The 16,147-nt window shown below is 68.2% G+C and carries 15 protein-coding genes; 6 read left to right on the top strand and 9 right to left on the bottom strand.

The genetic code is table 11. The features are described from left to right. From BLU74_RS00970 to BLU74_RS00930, 9 genes are read right to left on the bottom strand one after another with little or no spacing between them, the layout of a single operon-like run. On the bottom strand, nt 1–1,827 hold the full coding sequence (locus BLU74_RS00970) for a Na(+)/H(+) antiporter subunit D (protein ID WP_089764129.1): 1,827 nt from the start codon (nt 1,825–1,827) through the stop codon (nt 1–3). Continuing rightward, entirely contained in the window at nt 1,827–3,737 is a 1,911-nt protein-coding gene (locus tag BLU74_RS00965; RefSeq protein WP_089764128.1) for a cation:proton antiporter, read from the bottom strand. The genes BLU74_RS00970 and BLU74_RS00965 overlap by 1 nt, the downstream gene beginning before the upstream one ends. Further along, on the bottom strand, nt 3,738–5,297 hold the full coding sequence (locus BLU74_RS00960) for a monovalent cation/H+ antiporter subunit D family protein (protein ID WP_089764126.1): 1,560 nt from the start codon (nt 5,295–5,297) through the stop codon (nt 3,738–3,740). Next, nucleotides 5,290–5,652 (bottom strand): cation:proton antiporter subunit C, encoded by a 363-nt coding sequence (locus tag BLU74_RS00955; protein WP_089764124.1) that lies wholly within the window; start codon nt 5,650–5,652, stop codon nt 5,290–5,292. The genes BLU74_RS00960 and BLU74_RS00955 overlap by 8 nt, the downstream gene beginning before the upstream one ends. Further along, nucleotides 5,649–6,137: an MnhB domain-containing protein gene (locus BLU74_RS00950; protein WP_089764122.1), complete on the bottom strand. Its 489-nt coding sequence runs from the start codon at nt 6,135–6,137 to the stop codon at nt 5,649–5,651. The genes BLU74_RS00955 and BLU74_RS00950 overlap by 4 nt, the downstream gene beginning before the upstream one ends. Next, nucleotides 6,134–6,676: a DUF4040 domain-containing protein gene (locus tag BLU74_RS00945; RefSeq protein WP_089764120.1), complete on the bottom strand. Its 543-nt coding sequence runs from the start codon at nt 6,674–6,676 to the stop codon at nt 6,134–6,136. The genes BLU74_RS00950 and BLU74_RS00945 overlap by 4 nt, the downstream gene beginning before the upstream one ends. Then, on the bottom strand, nt 6,673–6,984 hold the full coding sequence (mnhG, locus tag BLU74_RS00940) for a monovalent cation/H(+) antiporter subunit G (RefSeq protein WP_089764119.1): 312 nt from the start codon (nt 6,982–6,984) through the stop codon (nt 6,673–6,675). The genes BLU74_RS00945 and mnhG overlap by 4 nt, the downstream gene beginning before the upstream one ends. 1 nt (nt 6,985) lies before the next feature. Beyond that, nucleotides 6,986–7,270 (bottom strand): monovalent cation/H+ antiporter complex subunit F, encoded by a 285-nt coding sequence (locus BLU74_RS00935; protein ID WP_089764117.1) that lies wholly within the window; start codon nt 7,268–7,270, stop codon nt 6,986–6,988. After that, a complete protein-coding gene (locus BLU74_RS00930) occupies nt 7,270–8,481 on the bottom strand; it encodes a monovalent cation/H+ antiporter subunit E (RefSeq protein WP_089764115.1) in 1,212 nt (403 codons plus the stop codon). Before BLU74_RS00930 ends, BLU74_RS00935 begins: the two co-directional genes overlap by 1 nt. 305 nt (nt 8,482–8,786) lie before the next feature. On the opposite strand from BLU74_RS00930, the gene hpt reads away from it, so the two are divergent. The 6 genes from hpt (at nt 8,787) to BLU74_RS00900 (ending at nt 16,112) form a co-directional block, all read left to right on the top strand. After that, nucleotides 8,787–9,353: a hypoxanthine/guanine phosphoribosyltransferase gene (gene hpt / locus BLU74_RS00925; protein WP_089764113.1), complete on the top strand. Its 567-nt coding sequence runs from the start codon at nt 8,787–8,789 to the stop codon at nt 9,351–9,353. Nucleotides 9,354–9,463: 110 nt separating this feature from the next. Beyond that, a complete protein-coding gene (locus BLU74_RS00920; RefSeq protein WP_089764111.1) occupies nt 9,464–11,290 on the top strand; it encodes an ABC transporter substrate-binding protein in 1,827 nt (608 codons plus the stop codon). A gap of 184 nt (nt 11,291–11,474) precedes the next feature. Further along, entirely contained in the window at nt 11,475–12,458 is a 984-nt protein-coding gene (locus BLU74_RS00915) for an ABC transporter permease (RefSeq protein ID WP_089764109.1), read from the top strand. Next, nucleotides 12,458–13,699, top strand: coding sequence for an ABC transporter permease (locus tag BLU74_RS00910; RefSeq protein ID WP_089764108.1), 1,242 nt, complete (start codon nt 12,458–12,460; stop codon nt 13,697–13,699). Before BLU74_RS00915 ends, BLU74_RS00910 begins: the two co-directional genes overlap by 1 nt. Further along, nucleotides 13,696–14,817 carry an ABC transporter ATP-binding protein gene (locus BLU74_RS00905; protein WP_089764106.1) on the top strand — a complete coding sequence of 374 codons (1,122 nt, stop codon included), beginning with the start codon at nt 13,696–13,698 and terminating at the stop codon, nt 14,815–14,817. Before BLU74_RS00910 ends, BLU74_RS00905 begins: the two co-directional genes overlap by 4 nt. Further along, the gene (locus BLU74_RS00900; protein ID WP_089764104.1) at nt 14,814–16,112 is read left to right on the top strand and encodes an ABC transporter ATP-binding protein; all 1,299 of its coding nucleotides are present in this window, start codon (nt 14,814–14,816) and stop codon (nt 16,110–16,112) included. The genes BLU74_RS00905 and BLU74_RS00900 overlap by 4 nt, the downstream gene beginning before the upstream one ends. Nucleotides 16,113–16,147 lie beyond the last annotated feature (35 nt).

Genomic DNA, 16,147 nt, shown 5'->3' with positions numbered 1-16,147 from the left:
CTACAGCAGGCCGACCAGCGTCGCCGCCAGGACGACGACCACGAGGAGGACGCTCGTCGCGATGGTCGCACGCAGGCCGCCGTCCTGCAGCGACTCGCCCTCACTGCCCAGTAGCGCGACCGCCGGACCGCGGATCGCGCCGTAGGGGTCGCCGGCGGCCGCCAGCGCCGTCGAAGCGGCGGCCACGACTGCCCGATCGACGGCCGCGAACAGTTCCGTGGTCCCGCGGACGAGACCGCGCATCCCGTAGAAGGTCGCCGGTTCGATCACGACGTCGACGTCGATGCCGTTGCCGATCTTCGAGAGCGGCGTCTTCAGCAGGGCGAAGCCGACGACGCCCAGCGCCGCGAGCAGGAATCCCTCGCCGAGGTGACTCAGCGTGAACGGGTGCGCGTCGGCCGTGCTGCCGGGGAGGAGTGCAAACAGCGCGTCGGGGTAGAGGCCGAGCAGCACACACAGCGTGGCGACTCCCAGCATCGCGACCCGCTGGCCGGTGACCGACCGCTGGATCGCCCAGGTGCTGTCGCTCTCGCGGAGGAAGGCGTAGTAGCCGAACTTGATGAAGGACATAAACGTCCCCACGCCCGCCGCGAGCAGGATGTAGAAGATCCCGTCGAGGTGCTCTTTGTGCGCCGCGGCCGTGATCATCCCCTTGCTGACGAAGCCGTTGAAGCCGGGGAAGCCGCTGATCGACAGCGCCGCGGCGGTGAAAGCCAGCGCCGTCACCGGCAGCGCCCGACCCAGTCCGCCGAGGTACTTCAGGCTCTGCTTGCCCGTTCGTGAGATGACGACGCCCGCGGTCATGAAGAGCAGCGCCTTGTAGAGGATGTGATTGAACACGTGCGCGAAGGCACCGGCGGTCGCGAGCGCCGTCCCGACGCCCACCCCCGCGACCATATAACCGACCTGCGACTGGATGTGATACGAGAGCAGGCGGCGCATATCGTTCTGCAGCAGGGCGTAGACGACGCCGACGAGCGCCATCGCGGCCCCCATATACGCGACCGCGAGGTTGCCGTCGGGGAAGGCCCGCGCGAGTCCGTACACGCCCGTCTTTGTCGTGTACACCGAGAGGAAGACGCTCGCGGCGACGTGCGGACGCGGATACGTGTCGGGCAGCCAGGTGTGCAGCCCCACGAACCCGACGTTGACGCCGATCCCGACCGCGGCCAACGCGGCCGGGATGCCCGCGACGATCCCGTCGCTGGCGCTGAACAGGAACGAGCCGACTTCGGTGTAGTGCCACACGATCGCCGCCATCAGCAGGCTTCCGCCGAGGCCGTGATAGACGGCGTAGCGGAAGCCGGCGCGGACGGCCTCCCCGCCGTAATCCCAGACCAAGAGCGTGCTCGTGACCGCCATCAGCTCCCAGAAGAAGATCATCGTCAGCCAGTCGCCGGCGAAGACGGCGCCGACGCTCGTTCCGACGTAGCCGAGCGCGAACGCGGTCTGGCGGTTGCTCGCGTCGGACGAGTACGAGTACAGCACGGCGGCCGCTCCGATCAGCCCGAAGATGACGCCCATCAGCCGCGAGAACGCGTCGACGTTGAACAGCAGCGCGTCGAAGCCGAGGAACGTCACGTCGAGGTACGCTCCGGCGGGAGCCAAGAGCGACCACAGGGACACGCCGCCGGTCGCGAGGACGCCGAGCGCGTGTCCGAGTTTCCGCGAGAGGACCGGCAGCACGATCGCGACTGCGAGGATCGCGGCCGCCGGCGGGACGACAGTCGGGACGTCGGCCGTCGGCAGCGACACCGACGGCTCCGAGGCGAGGACGGTCGCTCTGGCGGCGAGGCCGGCCACGAACGGGGCGACAGCGGCGCTCATCAGAACACCACCCCCGTCGCGTTCGCGACGACCTCATAGACGAGCGCGAGGAACACCATCGCCTGCGGCGCGATCCCGAGCGCCACGGCGCCGGCCGCCGCCACGCTGATCGGTCCGAGCATAAACCACGTGCTCTCTTCGCCGAAGCCGCGGCGCTCCCAGCCGGACGGGCCACCGTGGACGTCGGCGTGTCCGTCGCTCCCGGCATCGCTCAGCGAGGCCTCGTCCTCGTCGTCGCGTTCGCCGTCGCTCTCGCCGTCGACGGCACCAGGCGCGTCCTCTTGGAGGTGATCACTGGGGTTCCGGTCGACGGCGTACTGGCCTTCGCTCTCGATTCGGGCGTCGATCTCGACGTCGCCCTCTTCCTCGGAGGGCGTGACGTCCGGATCGATCTCCGGGTCGACCGGTTCGGCGGTATCGATGGGGACGTCTCCCGCCCCGGCCGCGGCCTCGGCGGCCTCCGGTTCGCCGGCCGCCTCCTCGGCGTCGTCATCTCGGTCCTCCGCTCGCTCGCCGCCGTCTGTGCGGACACGGGCTCCGCCGATCGGGAACTCGACGAGCGGTTTGGCGTCCGAGTCCTCGGCCGTCTGGAAGAACGCCTGATAGACGATCGGCCAGAAGTAGCCGATGTTCAGGAGGCCCGACGTGAGCAAGACGAGGGCGAAGATCGCCGTCCCGTTGTCGAGGCTGCCGATCAGGAGGTACCACTTGCTCACGAACCCCGCGACGAGCGGCAGTCCGGCCATCCCGACGCTCGCGACGCCGAAGGCGGCCATCGTGAGCGGCATCCGCTTTCCGATCCCGGCCATCTCGCTGATGTCGTCGGTGTGGGTCTCGACGTGGATCGCACCCGCACAGAAGAACAGGGTGAGCTTCATAAACGCGTGTGCGGGGATGTGCAGCAGGCCGCCGATCAGCGCGGCCGGCGAGAGCAGTCCGAGTCCGAGCACGATGTACGACAACTGGCTGATCGTCGAGTACGCCAGTCGGCGTTTGAGGTTGTCCTGTCGGAGCGCGATGACGCTCGATACGAGGATCGTCACCGCCGCGACCGCCGCCAGCGGGAGACCGACGCCGAGGTCGGCGACCGTCTCGGGCCCGAACACGTCGAGGACGACCCGCGCGATCCCGAACACGCCGCTCTTGACGACCGCCACCGCGTGCAGCAGCCCCGAGACCGGCGTCGGCGCGACCATCGCGTCCGGCAGCCACGAGTGGACGGGGATGAGCGCCGCTTTCACGCCGAAGCCGCCGGCCAGGAGCGCGAAGGCCGCCCGCGCGATGACCGGATCGGCCGTCGCCAGGGCCGCGATGCCGCCGGGCGTGAACGCGACCGTTCCGGTGGTCCAGAAGAGTAGGACGGTCCCCGCGAGGACGGCGACGCCGCCCCCGAAGGTGTAGGTGAGGTACTTCCGACCTGCGGCCCGCGCCTTCTCGCTCTCGTCGTGGGCGACGAGCGGGTAGGTCGCGACCGTCAGCAGTTCGTAGAAGATATACAGCGCGACGAGGTTCGACGCGAACGCGACGCCGAGTGCCGCGCCGACGCTGCCCGCGAACGCCGCGAAGTACCTGGTCTGCGAGTGCTCGTCGAGGCCGCGCATATATCCGATGCTGTAGAAGCTCGTGACGAGCCACAGCGCGCTCGCGAGGAGCGCGAAGATCATCCCGAGCGGATCGGCGCGCAACGTGAGTTCGATGCCGGGTACGAACGTCCCCAGCCGGGACACGTGCGTCGCGCCGGACAGCGCCGACGGCACGAGGCTCGCGACCGTCCCGAAGGTTGCGAGCGCGGTGAGGATGGTGAATCCCTCTCGGATGTTCGGTCGACGCTGCGATGCGACGATCGCCAGAATGCCGAGTGCGGGGAGTAGTACCGCCGCAAGCGGCCTCAGAGACGCTATTTCGGACATCTAGAAGTACACCTCCAGGACCGGTTCGAAGACCGCAATCAGGTCCGTGGCGACCAGACCCACGCCGACCGCCGCGACGGCCGCGCCGACGACGATGATCCGGGCGGTCATCGAGATCGTCTCGGGTTCGGCTCCCGCGTCCGAGGCCGCCCCGGACGCGTCACCGTCGCCGTCGCTCCCGCCGTCGGACGCCAGTTCCGCGTCGCCACCGTCAGCGGCCGCAGCGACGGATTCCTCAGCCGGCGCGGGCGCGTCGCGGAAGTACATCCGCTCGACGACGCGCGCGAAGTACGCCAGCGTCAGGAGCGTGCTCACGACTGCGACGAGTGCGACCCCCCACCGGCCGCCCTCGACCGCTCCGAGCACGATGTGCCACTTGCCGGCGAAGCCGATCGCTGGCGGCACGCCGACCAGCGCGAACGCGAGGACGGCGAAGGCGGCGCTCACGAGCGGTGCGCGCTCGGCGAGGCCGGCGAAGTCGTCCACGGTCCGCCCACCCGCGACGCCGGCGAGTGCCCCGACGCCGACGAACAGTCCCGCCTTCATCACTGCGTGACCGATCAGGTGGACCAACCCGCCGGTCACGGCCGTCGCGTTAGCGATGGCGAACCCGGCGACGATCAGGCCGAACTGTGCGACCGAGGAGTACGCCAGCATCCGCTTGAGGTCCGACTGGAGGACGGCCAGGACGGAGCCGACGACGACGCTCACCGACGCCAGTATCACCAGCGCGTCGAGCGCGAACGGGACCGCGGCGTCGAAGGCGGGAGTGAACACCGCGTATATGATCCGGAACAGTGCGTACGCGGCCGCGGTGGAGACGAGCGCCGAGATGTACGCGGTGACGCTGTCTGGCGACTCGGCGTACGCGCCGGGCTGCCAGGTGTGGAGGGGAAAGAGCGCCGCCTTGACCGCGAGACCGACGACGATGAGCCCGAAGCCCGTCAGTACGAGCGGCGAGCCGTACCCCACCGAGGAGAGTTGGCTGGCCAGATCCGCCATGTTCAGCGTCCCCGTCGCGACGTAGAGGTAGCCGACGCCGAGCAGATACAGCGAGGCGCCGACCGTTCCGACGAGCAGGTACTTCAGGCTCGCAAGCGCCGCGGCTGGCCCGCGGCCGGTCGCGACCAGCGCGTACGTCGCTAACCCCGTGATCTCGATGAACACGTACAGATTGAACACGTCGCCGGTGACGAACACCCCGGAGATGCCGGCGGTGAGCACCAGTAGTTCGCTGTAGAACGTGTTCGAGTGCGGACCCGCCCGCCGCGCGTAGGCGACCACCGCGACGGTCACCAGCGACGTCAACACGACGAGCACCGCGCTCACGCCGTCGCCGACCAGTTCGATGCCGAACGGGGGCGTATAGCCGCCGACGGCGTACGTGAACCGGCCGCCCGAGAGCACCGTCGCCGCGACGGTGAGCGACAGCCCGAGGTGGACGAGCGCTCCGAGCGCGGCGGTCCCCCAGCCCATATGCTCCCACCGGCCGCCGAACGCGATGGGGAACAGCGCGAAGACGATCGGGACGGCGACCAAGAGTGCGATCGCGTCAGTCATTCAGGCGCACCTCCCGAATGGTGTCCTCATCAAGCGTCCCGTAGGCCTCGTAGATTCGGACGACGAGCGCGAGTGCTACCGCGGTCAGGCTCACGCCGACGACGATCGCCGTCAGGATCAGCACGTGCGGCAGCGGGCTGACGTACGTCTCGGCGCCGTGGCCGTGGACGACCGGCGGCGACCCGCCGTCGATGTACCCGCTCGTGACGATGAACAGGAAGATCCCGACCTGGAAGATGTTCAGGCCGATGATCTTCTTCACGAGATTCGAACTCGCGGTGACGCCGTAGAGGCCGAGTCCGACGAGCGCCACGAACATCAGGTAGTTGTAGTGGGTCGCGAGCAGATCGATCACGGCTGCTCACCTCCCTGCCCGTCGGCGTCGCTGCCGTTGATGGACTCGAAGTCTCCCCGAGCCAGGCTGAAAAACAGCCCCACGAGGACGCCCGAGACGATCGCACCGATCCCGAGTTCGACGAGTTCGATACCGTATTTGACGCCCGTCTTTTCGAGGTTGTAGGCCTCGTACTCGAGGAACGCTCCGTTCGCCGCCACCGCACCGAGACCGATGACGGTGAACGCCGCCCCGCCGGCCGCGATCGCGGCACGCGCGAGCGGTCCTTCGAGCCACGCACGCGTCGATTCGATTCCGAACGCGAACGCGAGCAACAGGACGGCTGCAGCGACGATGACGCCGCCCTGGAAGCCGCCACCCGCCGACTCCGCGCCGTGGAACATCACGAACAGCCCGAAGGTGAACGCGAACGGGGCGACGACGCGGACCGTCGTCATAATGATCGTACTCTCGACGTAGGTTCGGTTCTGGTCTGCACTGCTCATACGTAGGCCTCCTGTCGTAGCACGAGAAGCACCGCCAGTCCGGCGGCAATGACGACCGTCGCCTCGCCCAGCGTGTCGAAGCCACGGTAGGCGGCCAACACGGCGGTCACGGCGTTTTCGACGCCGGTCTGATCGTAGGCGTTTCCGAGGTAGTATTCCGTGATCCGGGAGGTCGCGACCGGCGAGTTCATCGCGCCCACCGCCGGCAGCGACCGGACGGTGGTGAGCAGCGCCCCGACCAGGACGGCGACCACCGCGACCGAGCGCCACGCGATCGGCTCGAAGAGTCGCTCGCCGCCCGGCCTGACGGTCTTCGCGATCGTCACCAGGAAGAAGACCGTGGTGATCCCCGCCCCGACGGCGGCCTCGGTCAGCGCCACGTCCGGGGCGGCGAGGAGCAGCCACGCGACGGCGATCCCGAAGCTGAACGCCGCGAATGCGATGATGGCGTTGAGAACGTCTCGCAGGAAAGTCGCCGCGACAGCTGTGAGGAGTGCGAAGGTGAGCACAACGGTCAGTTCGGCCGTGATCGCCGTCATTCGTCTCCCTCCGTGGTCCAGGGCGCGATTCCCTGATCGTACGCGGCCCGCGTGATCGCGTGCGCCGCCGTGGGATTCGTCACGAACAGGAACAGCCCCAGGACCGCCGTCTTCGCGACCGCGAGGTCCGCGCCGAACACCAGCGCTGCCCCGCTGAGCGTCAGGATGATCCCGAGCGTGTCACTCTTCGAGGTGGCGTGTGCGCGGGTGTACAGGTCCGGGAGGCGGACGATACCGACGACCGCGACGAACCCGAAGAACGTCCCCGCGACGACGAGCGCGATAGCCAGCCACTCGGTGACCGCCATCTCAGATCACCCCGCCCCGCTCGACGGTGAACTTCGAGATGGCGATGCTCATCAGGAAGTTCAGCATCCCGTAGACGAGCGCGATGTCGAGGTAGCCGGGGCGCTCCAGCGCCGCTGCCAGAAGGGCGAGTACGACGACCACGTTCGTCCCGATTCCGTTGACCGCGATGACGCGGTCCTGCATCGTCGGCCCCGCGACGATCCGGTAGACCAACACGATGGCGAAGACGACGAACGCGCCGGCCGCCGCGAGCAGGACCGTTCCGAGGAGTCCCGAGACCGCCATCACGTCTCACCCCCGGCTTCGGTCACCTCGCCCGTCGAATCGGCGCCGGTCTCCGTCTCGGCGCCGGACGCCGCGCCCGAGGGCGTCGACTCCGCGGTCACGAGCGACAGGCTCTCGCGCTCTGTCGGTGTCGGGATCCGGGCGCCGGCTCGGCCGTAGTAGACGAATCGGACCGCCCGCTCTAACCCCCCTGCGGCGAGGTCGTCGCGAGCCGGGCCGGTCAGCGTGTGAATGTCGAGACCGTCTCGGCCGACGTCGACGGTCAGGGTCCCCGGCGTGAGCGTGATGCTGTTGGCGAGTGTCGTCACGGGGATGCCGCCCCAGACTGCCGCGCGGAACCGACGCATCTCGGGGTCGATCGGCAGATCGGGATGGAGGATGATGTAGGCGATCGAGAGGTTCGCCTTCGTGATCTCCCACACCAGATACGGCACGAACAGGCCCAGCCGCGCGATCCGGAGCGCGGTCCGGCGCGGCGACGGCGACGAGACGAACGTGATGTTCGCGAAGCCGATCGTCGCCAGTAGCGCCGTCAGTCCGCCGGTGGCGAGGTTGAACAGGCTGAGTGACCCGGCGATCAGGAGGTAGAACGCGTAGGTCGCACCGAACGTCGCGATCCCCTTGCCGATCGTCGTCCGCGAGACCAGCCGAGTCCGCGACGTCTGTCGTTCGACCGGCGCCTCCTCGACGGCGAAGTCGGACCGCGTGAGTTCCACCTCGAAGGGCCGGAGCATCGGCGCGCTGCCGCCGGGCTGGAACTCCGGATCGACGATGATGCGACTGAGCCCCGCCACCGCCGCATACTCAGTGATGACGGCCGCGAAGTCGCCGGGGCTGAAGAGGTAGCGGTCGGTCCCGACGACCGCGGTTTCGATCTCGATGTCGAGTTCGGCCTCCTCGCTGTCGTCGTAACCCAGGTCCTCACGCGCCCAGACCATCACGCGTTCGAGGAGACGTTCGGCCTGTGCAGAGTCGTCTAGGCTTTCGGCGTCGACGGCGCGCCCCCTGGCCGGGAACACGAAGTGGACCGCAGGGGTCTCGTCGGTCCCGTCCGCGTCTGCGGGTGTCTCGTCGGCCCCGTCCGCGTCTGCGGGTGTCTCGTCAGTCGCTTCCGCACCCGCACGCGCCTCCCGGATCGCGTACGCCACCGTGTTGCGGATGGTGGAGGACTCACCCACGGGAACGAGGATGCGGGAACTCTCGGCACTCACCTGCCACCACCAGCCCAGGTCGGTGCCGCTCCGTTCCGGTCGGTCGCTCGGCTCATACGTTACGGTACCGTTACTAAGGGTGTCAAATACGTCTTCCGCTCTGTCGAGCGGTAGCACCGCGGACAAGTGGTCATACGTCCAGTTTCCCCAGTTGACGGGGAACGTCTCCCCCGCACGGGTTCGGCGCGCCCGCCGGCTCTCCACGTGTGTTGCTGCCGCGATAGCCGCTGACACGAACCGCGGCGCTCACTCGCGGCGAGCAGACGAACCGCCAGTTTTTATTTTCGACCCGGCATCGCTTCGACATGGACCAACTGCGGCAGTCGCTCCTTGAAGCCCCAATCATCGAGAAAGGAGAGTACGAGTACTTCGTCCACCCGATCAGCGACGGCGTCCCGATGCTCCGACCGGAGCTGCTGCGGGAGATCGTCATCAAGATCATCCGCAAGGCCGAGATCGACAACGTCGACAAGATCGTCACCCCCGCGGCGATGGGAATTCACATCTCCACGGCGGTCTCGCTGATGACAGACATCCCGCTCGTCGTCATTCGAAAGCGCCAGTACGGCCTCGACGGCGAAGAGCCCCTGAGTCAGCAGACGGGGTACTCGGAGAACGAGATGTACATCAACGACGTCGACCCGGGCGACCGGGTGCTCGTCCTCGACGACGTGCTCTCGACCGGCGGGACGATGCGGGCGGTGCTCGACGCCCTCGACAGCATCGGCGCAGACGTCGTCGACACGGTCGCCGTGATCAAGAAGGCCGGTTCGAACGAACTGGACGACAGCGACCACCACGTCAAGACGCTCATCAACGTCCGCGTCGAGGACGGCGAGGTCGTCATCGTCGACGAGTCCGGCGACGACTGATCCGGCGCCGCACCGCCCACCGCAGCGGCCGCGTTCGAGGCCCGAGTGACCACCCTCGTCGGATGCGGGCCATCGATGGCTATTTTACCGGATAGCCGAACCGTGTCGGTATGCTACCCGGTGACCGTTCGGGCGATGCCGGACCGAGCGCGCTCGCGTCTCGGTCCCGGCGATCATTTCTCCATCTTCTCGGTCTCAGTGGGGCGACCGCAGTCGCGGGGTGCAGTTCCTCGCAGGGCGACGGCACCAGCGACGAGACCCACTACGTCGACGGTACGTCGACGGGCACACAGACCCTGAACTTCCTCAGCGTCAACGACACCCCCTCCGCGAACCGCATCCAACTGGTACTCGACGGCGCGTACGCGATCACGCCCGAGCAGGAGATCTTCCCGCTGTGGGCCGACATCTCGACCGACGAAGGTCGGGTCTACACGGTCGAACTCAGAGACGGCCTCGAGTGGGGTGCGGACTACGGGTCGATGACGGCCGAAGACTGGGTGTATATGATCACCGAGGTGTTCCAGGCCGACTCGAACTGGGCGAACTACCCCACTCCCGGGGAGTGGCAGCGGGCCGGCGAGCCGATTCCCGTGGAGAAGACTGGCCGACGGACGTTCGAGGTCCGCCTCCCCGAGCCCGATCCCGCCTTCCCCCTCCGCCCGGTGTTGTGGGGCGCGTTCTGTATGCCCAAGGGCCTCATCGAACAGTATCGACCGGCCGAGGACCAGGAAGGGCTGGCGCAGGACGAGGCGGTTCAGACGCTCGCGTACGCCGGAAACCTCGGCCCCTACACGTTCGAGCGCTGGGAGCGCGGCTCCTCGTTCGTCGCCACCCGGAACGAGGAGTACTACCTCCGCGAGGTGGACGACGTGCCCGACGAGTGGCAGAACGCTCCGTATTTCGACTCGTACACCTATCGCGTCGTGCCCGAAGAGAGCACGCGCCTGTCGGCGCTCCGCTCTGGCGAACTCACGGCTACGGACCTCCCCGCGTCGCGGGTCGAGCAGTTCGAGGGACTCGACGACGTCGCGGTGAAGGTGTTCCCGCAGGCGTATATGACATCGCTCATCTACAATCAGCGCGCCAACGGGTCCTTCTACGAGGCGCTTCGGAAGCCAGCCGTCAGACGCGCGCTGGCGCACGCGGTGGACAAACGGCAGATCGTCGAGGACGTCCGCCGCGGCTATGCCACCGTCGCGCACACCTTCCAGCCGACGTTCTCGAAGTGGTACGCCGACGAAGCGGTCCGCGAACTCGGCGTCGGAGAGACCTACAGTCACGAGCGCGCTCGCGAACTCCTGCGGGACAATCTCGATGGAACGCCGTACCGCTACGAGGGCGACCGCGTCGTCGACGACGCGGACGAGCCGGTCACGCTGGATCTCGTGTTCGCCCAGGGCTCACAGCCGATTCAGACGATCGCCGAACTGGTCGCCCAGGAGTACGACGCGGTCGGCATCGACGTCGAGCTGACCGGCAAGCAGTACGGGAGCATCGTCGAACAGCACCTCTACAACAGTTGGCAGGGCGATGGCGACCCGCCGTGGGACGCGGGCCCCTACAACGGCGGGCCGCGCGATCAGTCGGTGAGTTCGCGACCCTGGGATCTGATCCTCGGGATCACGTTCAACACCTATCCCCGAACGCCGACCTCGATCCGCGGGTTTTCGGTCCGCCGCGGCGGGACCAACTTCTACGGGTATCACCCCGAGACCGACTTCGCATCGCTGTTCGAGACCGCCTCCAGCACCGTCGACGAGGCCGAACGGCGGGCCGCGCTCGCTGAGGTCTTCGGCGCACTCTCGGTCGAACAACCGTTCAACTTCCTGCATATGGGCGTCGAGATCGTGGGGTACGACAGCGCGATCCGGGGTCCCGAGGAGACCTTCGGCTATTCGTGGGACCGAAACACCTGGCGGCTCGATGGGGCGTGACTCGCCGCCTCGGCCGCATCGGACCGAGCGGGGGGCGAATGCGACGTCGACGAGGATACCGAATGCGATTCCGACGGGGACGCCGAATGCAACTCCGACGAGACGGCCGACGCGACGATACAATTAACTGCCGCGGAGCGGACCGACCGCCAACGCGATCGACGCACTCAGATCCGCACTCACGATGGGGCTGAAATGGTACACGGCACGCCGGGTCGCGTGGGCTGGCGTCGCCGCCTTCGTCATCCTGACGGTCACGTTCGTCCTCCTCGACTACGCGCCCGATCCGGAGCTGGCGCGAATCCAGTTCCGAGCGGCCGCGACCGGTGCCGACGCCGAAACCGCGGCCGAGGCTTACGCGGAGCGCCGGGGACTCACAGGGCCGCTCTGGGAGCGGTACCTGGAGTACCTCGGGAACCTCGCGACGGGCGACTGGGGCTGGTCGGACACGCGTTCACAGCCCGTCCTGACGGCGATTCTGACGGCGCTCCCGTACTCGCTTATGTACACCGTGCCCGCAGTGGCGCTCTCGACCGTTCTGGGGATCGCAATCGGACTCTACTCGGCGTTCAATCAGTACACCACGACCGACTACGCGGCGACGTTCGTCGCCTTCTTCGGCGTCAGCATCCCGAACTTCTGGTTCGGGATCGTCCTGCTCTTGCTCTTCGCCGTCCAACTCGGCTGGGTCCCGGTGCTGTTCGACGCCGAACTGGCCCGGACCCGGCCGCTCTCGCTCGCCAACGCCCGACAGCTCGTTCTGCCCGTCTTCGTCCTGGGGACGAGCGCGATCGCGAGCACGATGCGCTACGCCCGGGCCGAGGCGCTGGAGTATGTCCGCGCGGCGTTCGTGAAGGCCGCCCGGGCGAAGGGCGCGAGCGAGTGGCGCATCCTCACCCGACACGTGCTCCGCCCGACGCTTGTCCCGCTCTCGACGATCCTCGTCGGGGACCTCCTCGGGATCATCCTCTCGGCGTCTTATCTCGTCGAAGTCGTCTTCGGGATTCCCGGACTGGGCCGGCTCAGCCTCGAAGCCATCCGTCGGCAGGACACCGCGCTGGTGCTCGGCACGACGCTCGTTCCGGTGCTCGTGGCGGTGCTCGGGAACCTCCTGCAGGACCTCGCCTACGCGCTTTTGGACCCCCGCATCGACTACGGTGATCGGTGATGATCGGTGCCGAGGACTCTCCCGGAACGGGGACGGACGACTCGCAGCCAGCCGACGGGGGCGAGCCACCCTCCGAGCGGTTCGAGGACGTCGACTGGGCGTCGATCGACGCCGACGGTGGGGGTCGCTCGCCGCTCCGACTCGCCGCGCTCGTCGCTGCTGGCAGCTACGGTCTCGCGGTGGCCTCCGATCGCCTCGTCGCCGGCGGCGATCCGACGATCGACGTCGCGTTCGGGGGCGTCGCGTTCGTCTGGGACGCGACCGCCGTCGACTGGCTGTTCGTCGCGACGCTGTCCGTGCTCGTGTTCGCGCTCGTTCCGCTGGCGCGGAACCGCCGCCTCGTCGCGTACTACTGGCGCCGCTTTCGCCGACACCGGCCCGCGGTGCTCAGTCTCGCGTACCTCCTCGTCATCTTCCTCCTGGGGACGGTCGGGACGCTCTTTCTCGACCCGCCGGCGCTGGACGTCGCCGCCGCGTACCAACCCCCCGTCTTCCTGAGTGTCGACGCCTCGATTCCGACTGAGTGCGTCGGCCCGGTAGTCGAGGGCCGCTGCCAGGGGACGTGGCGCTACCCGCTCGGGACTACCGCCGACGGAAAGGGCCTGCTCGCGCTGGCGATCTTCGGAATGCGGGTCAGTATGCAGGTGGGCCTGATCGCGACCCTGATCTCGATCACGATCGCGACGGCCGTCGGGGCCACCGCAGCGTACGCCGGCGGATGGATCGACGAGGCGCTGATGCGCTACGTCGACATCCAGCAGACCTTCCCGACGTTCTTCCTGTTCCTCTTCTTGGCGTACCTCTACGGCGGGAGCCTGTTCGTCCTGATCGTCATCTTCGGCGTCACGGGCTGGGGCGGGATCGCGCGGATCGTCCGCAGCGAGGCGCTCCAGCGCAGCGAAGAGACGTACGTCGCGGCCGCACGCAGCGCCGGCGCGTCCGGTCCGTTCGTCGTCTGGCGACACGTCGTGCCGAACGTCTCGAACTCGATCGTCACCGCCGCGACGCTCAACATCCCGGTGTTGATCCTCTCGGAGGCCGCGCTGTCGTTCATCGGCCTCGGGAACGTGACGCTACCTTCCTGGGGGCAGACGATCGCCGCCGGCCGGGGTGACCTCGCGACCGCGTGGTGGGTCTCCACCGTCCCGGGTCTGTTCCTGTTCGCGACGATCCTGGCGTTCAACTTCCTCGGCGACGCGCTCAGAGACGCCCTCGATCCGCGGCAGGAGGTGGGCCGATGACCGATCCACCCGCAGCTCCCCGCGATTCACTCCTCCACGTCGAAGACCTGCGGACTCGCTTTCACACCGACGCCGGCACCGTCACCGCTGTCGACGGGATCTCGTTCGATCTCGACGACGGGGAGACCGTCTGTCTCGTGGGTGAATCCGGGAGCGGCAAGACCGTCGCAGCCGAGTCGCTCACTCGGTTGATCGACGATCCTCCGGGCGAGATCGTCAGCGGGACGGTTCGCTTCGACGGTCGTGACCTGGCGACTGCCTCTGAGGCGGAACTGCGAGCGGTCCGCGGCGACCGGATCGCTCACGTGTTCCAGAACCCACAGCGCGCGCTCAATCCGGTTTACTCCGTCGGCTGGCAGTTGCTGGAGGCGATCCAGCTCCACGACGACGTTTCGAAGGCCGACGCGCGAGCCCGCGCCATCGACCTCTTAGACCGCGTCGGCATCCCCGACCCGGCGACTCGGATCGACGACTACCCCCACGAACTCTCCGGTGGAATGCAACAGCGCGTCGCCATTGCGATGGCCCTCGCGGGGGAACCGGATCTGCTCGTCGCCGACGAGCCCACGACCGCACTCGACGTGACAATCCAATCGCAGGTGCTCCGGCTGCTCGAATCGATCCAGTCGGCGTCGGGCCTCGGCCTGCTGCTCGTGACGCACGATCTCGGCGTGGTCGCCGAAGTCGCTGACCGCGTCGTCGTGATGTACGACGGGACGGTGATGGAACGCGGGAGCGTCCACGACGTCTTCGAGCGGCCGTCGCACCCCTACACCCGAGCGCTCCTGGATGCGATCCCTGGCCGCGATGTCGATCTGACACCCACCGCAGCGCGAGACGTTGCGGATCGCGACCCCTCCAGTGCGACCGACTCGACCACGGGCTGTCGGTTCCGCTCGCGCTGTCCACACGCCGTCGACGCCTGTCGAGAGGGGGACCAGCCGCCGCTCCATCCGACCCCCGACGCGACGACCTCAGCCCCCGATGGGGCGCGGGCACACGTCGCCGCCTGCGTCCACTTCGGGCCCGACGGCGACCCGGACGTCGTCGTCGATTCGGCGAAATCGGCTGACTCCGGGGCGTCTGCTGACGAATCAGCCGGCGGTGACCGCCGATGACCGACGCGTCGCCGCTCTTCGAGGTCCGCGATCTGACGAAACACTACCCCGTGCGAACGGGGCTGCTGAACCGCGAGACGGGGCAGGTCCGGGCCGTCGACGGGATCGACCTCACCGTCGAGCGCGGGGAGGCTGTCGGCCTAGTCGGCGAGTCCGGGTGCGGGAAGTCGACGGCGGCCCGGACGATGCTCCGGGTGGAAGAACCGACCGGCGGAACGATCAGGCTGGACGGCGACCCCGTCACGAGCGACGATCGGTCGCGACTGAAGCGCTTCCGTCGCCGCGCACAGTTGCTCTTTCAGGACCCGACGGGGAGTTTTGATCCGCGACGCTCGATCGGCGATTCCGTTGCGGAACCGCTCGCGATCCACGGGATGACCGACAGAGCGCGGCGCCGTCGCCTCGTGACGTCGACGCTCTCCCGGGTCGGACTCGACCCCAGCGACGCCGACCGCTACCCCCACGAACTCTCCGGCGGGGAGAAACAGCGGGCCGCGCTGGCCCGAGCACTGATTCTCGATCCCGACCTCCTCGTCGCCGACGAACCCGTCTCGGCGCTCGACGCCTCGGTCACGGCGGACGTACTCGCACTCCTGAACCGACTCCGGCGAGAACTGGACCTCGGGATCGTCCTCGTCAGTCACGACCTCGCCGTGGTCCGCGAGGTGTGCGACCGGGTGGCGGTGATGTACCTCGGCGAGATCGTCGAGTCCGGCCCGGTCGAGTCGGTGTTCGAGAGTCCGGGACACCCCTACACGGAGGCGCTCCTGGCGTCGATCCCGGTCCCGGATCCCACCGTCGAGCGGCGGGACGTCGATCTCGTCGGCGAGGTGCCGAGCGCGGCGGATCCGCCCTCGGGGTGTCGGTTCCACACGCGCTGTCCTGCGGTGATTCCCCCCGAGACGTACGACCTGGACGGCGTCGCCTGGCGGCGAGTGCATCGGTTCCACTCGCGGCTCGAACGAGGACCGAGCGTCGACCTCGACGCAATCCGAGCGTACGCTGCGTCGGACTCCGCACCCGAGACTGCTCCCGCCGACGTTCCGACCCACGCCGTACAGACGGCGCTCAGACGGGAGTTCGACCTCCCGTCGGAACTCGGTGACGACGGCGCGGAGGCGGTCCTCGACCGCGCACTGGCTCGTCTCGCCGCGGGCGAACGTGAGGCGGCGGCGCGGCTCCTCGCGGACGAGTTCGGTACGGTCTGTGCGTCGGAAGCCCCCGCAACGCATCCGGTCGGTGGCGATGATCGCCAGCAGCACACCGCGGTCTGCCACCTCCTCGACGAGGAGTGAGGTCAGAGCGTGTTTTCTCACCGGACGCGCGGCGC

It is taken from the genome of Halobellus clavatus (assembly GCF_900107195.1).
In the GTDB taxonomy this organism is placed as follows: Archaea; Halobacteriota; Halobacteria; order Halobacteriales; family Haloferacaceae; genus Haloquadratum; species Haloquadratum clavatum.
The sequence above is the reverse complement of the archived record's forward strand: the minus strand, read 5'-3'. Positions and strand labels throughout refer to the sequence as shown.

Coding starts and splice junctions, on each gene's coding strand:
- BLU74_RS00970 (WP_089764129.1), bottom strand. CDS start 1,827: ATGAGCGCCGCTGTCGCCCCGTTCGTGGCCGGCCTCGCCGCCAGAGCG.
- BLU74_RS00965 (WP_089764128.1), bottom strand. CDS start 3,737: ATGTCCGAAATAGCGTCTCTGAGGCCGCTTGCGGCGGTACTACTCCCC.
- BLU74_RS00960 (WP_089764126.1), bottom strand. CDS start 5,297: ATGACTGACGCGATCGCACTCTTGGTCGCCGTCCCGATCGTCTTCGCG.
- BLU74_RS00950 (WP_089764122.1), bottom strand. CDS start 6,137: ATGAGCAGTGCAGACCAGAACCGAACCTACGTCGAGAGTACGATCATT.
- BLU74_RS00945 (WP_089764120.1), bottom strand. CDS start 6,676: ATGACGGCGATCACGGCCGAACTGACCGTTGTGCTCACCTTCGCACTC.
- mnhG (WP_089764119.1), bottom strand. CDS start 6,984: ATGGCGGTCACCGAGTGGCTGGCTATCGCGCTCGTCGTCGCGGGGACG.
- BLU74_RS00935 (WP_089764117.1), bottom strand. CDS start 7,270: ATGGCGGTCTCGGGACTCCTCGGAACGGTCCTGCTCGCGGCGGCCGGC.
- hpt (WP_089764113.1), top strand. CDS start 8,787: ATGGACCAACTGCGGCAGTCGCTCCTTGAAGCCCCAATCATCGAGAAA.
- BLU74_RS00920 (WP_089764111.1), top strand. CDS start 9,464: ATGCTACCCGGTGACCGTTCGGGCGATGCCGGACCGAGCGCGCTCGCG.
- BLU74_RS00915 (WP_089764109.1), top strand. CDS start 11,475: ATGGGGCTGAAATGGTACACGGCACGCCGGGTCGCGTGGGCTGGCGTC.
- BLU74_RS00910 (WP_089764108.1), top strand. CDS start 12,458: ATGATCGGTGCCGAGGACTCTCCCGGAACGGGGACGGACGACTCGCAG.
- BLU74_RS00905 (WP_089764106.1), top strand. CDS start 13,696: ATGACCGATCCACCCGCAGCTCCCCGCGATTCACTCCTCCACGTCGAA.
- BLU74_RS00900 (WP_089764104.1), top strand. CDS start 14,814: ATGACCGACGCGTCGCCGCTCTTCGAGGTCCGCGATCTGACGAAACAC.